The sequence below is a fragment of the Alkaliphilus transvaalensis ATCC 700919 genome (genome assembly GCF_000621485.1).
GTDB classification, from domain to species: domain Bacteria; phylum Bacillota; class Clostridia; order Peptostreptococcales; family Natronincolaceae; genus Alkaliphilus; species Alkaliphilus transvaalensis.
The window spans coordinates 1-1,339 of record NZ_JHYF01000041.1; the positions used below are offsets into that span (position 1 = coordinate 1).

Genomic DNA, 1,339 nt, shown 5'->3' on the forward strand with positions numbered 1-1,339 from the left:
TTCTTTTTAACTTAAGATCAATTTATAATAATGTAAGTAGTTATTTCTATAAAGAAGATAATGAATTGGACTATGAGGAGTTGTATGATCTATTAAATTACTTGCCGGCATTAAATTAGACAGAGGGGTAAACTCATCTTAACTCATTTGAAGTTAACAACTTTGAATTATAAGTCTAAGTTAAAGAAACTATACAGGAGGTTTTTAAAAATGGGCTCTTTGACAATGTTTAAAAAATTTGCAAAATATACTATGTTAGGATTCATAATGATTTTCATTCTGCTTAGCTTTGATATAATCGTTGGTTTTAATAAGCATGGGTATGAAGAGTTTATTGAAATAATAGGTGCCAATTTATTTGGATCTATTATATTATCACCAATAGGAGCTCTCTTAATATATTCATTCAAGTTTGCAGCTATACCATTATTTAAAGACTTTATCAAAGGAAGTTTAAGACACAAACTAATTATTATTATAATCGTCATTTCCTTGTTAATGCTCAAACTAGGAGAATATAGATAAGAACAAAATCTTTAAATGATATGGCTGATACCCAACACTACACTAATCTTATTGATAACATCATGAAAATGAAGGATTTAGCGAGTTTGAAACTATATTAGAAATGGAGTATTAATAATGAAAATATCAATAGATAAGAGAAGTATATTAATATTTATTGGAGTAAATTTAGGCTATTTCGTACTTATGTACTTTAATCATCGAGAAGCTATGTTTAGTCCAATTGCATATATTATTATTGTTGGTATATTTACTGAAGGGTTGTGTAGATCAACTTATTCTGATATTGGCTATTTCAAGGGAGTACTTATTGGTGCGAAATATTTAGCCATTGTTGCATTGTACTTAGGTATTCGATACTTGTTAGGAATAATAGGTATTAACTTACCCGCATAAATTATTTTGATCTGTATAAGAAACAAGGAAAGGAATACTTACTCTTTTTCTTTGACTTATACAATAAGAGAACCTGGGGAATATAGGGACATTAGCAAGGTTAAATGATAGTATTTTAAATAGTATTACCTATAAAGGACCAACCCGCAAGAACAGAAATAGAAGACACTCCATTAAAAATACACAAGGGGATACGAAGTGGTAGCAGCAGACATATGGAGCTAAGACAACACCACACCAACTCCTACTACTACCAGCAGGATAAACAGGGCAGCACCAACTACATAACCGACCAAGAAGGAAACATAAAAAATAGCTACCACTTGGTATCGGACTAGAGATAAAAAATATAATAAAGGTTTGGCAAAGGGTACCAAGTGGTATAAAGCTTACAAACATTAGATTTGGTATGTCTGAA

At 30.4% G+C, this 1,339-nt stretch carries 3 protein-coding genes; 2 read left to right on the top strand and 1 reads right to left on the bottom strand.

Features of this window, described 5'->3' with window-relative positions:
* Window positions 1-210: 210 nt before the first annotated feature.
* Both T335_RS0115345 and T335_RS0115350 read left to right on the top strand, forming a co-directional pair.
* On the top strand, window positions 211-525 hold the full coding sequence (locus T335_RS0115345; RefSeq protein WP_026478318.1) for a hypothetical protein: 315 nt from the start codon (window positions 211-213) through the stop codon (window positions 523-525).
* A 117-nt stretch (window positions 526-642) separates the two neighbouring features.
* Complete coding sequence (locus tag T335_RS0115350; RefSeq protein WP_026478319.1) at window positions 643-921, top strand: hypothetical protein; 279 nt, start codon at window positions 643-645, stop codon at window positions 919-921.
* A gap of 129 nt (window positions 922-1,050) precedes the next feature.
* Here T335_RS0115350 and T335_RS22595 read toward each other — a convergent pair.
* Window positions 1,051-1,339: hypothetical protein (locus tag T335_RS22595; protein ID WP_207640683.1), on the bottom strand; the 289-nt coding region annotated here is incomplete at its 5' end.

Coding starts and splice junctions, on each gene's coding strand:
- T335_RS0115345 (WP_026478318.1), top strand. CDS start 211: ATGGGCTCTTTGACAATGTTTAAAAAATTTGCAAAATATACTATGTTA.
- T335_RS0115350 (WP_026478319.1), top strand. CDS start 643: ATGAAAATATCAATAGATAAGAGAAGTATATTAATATTTATTGGAGTA.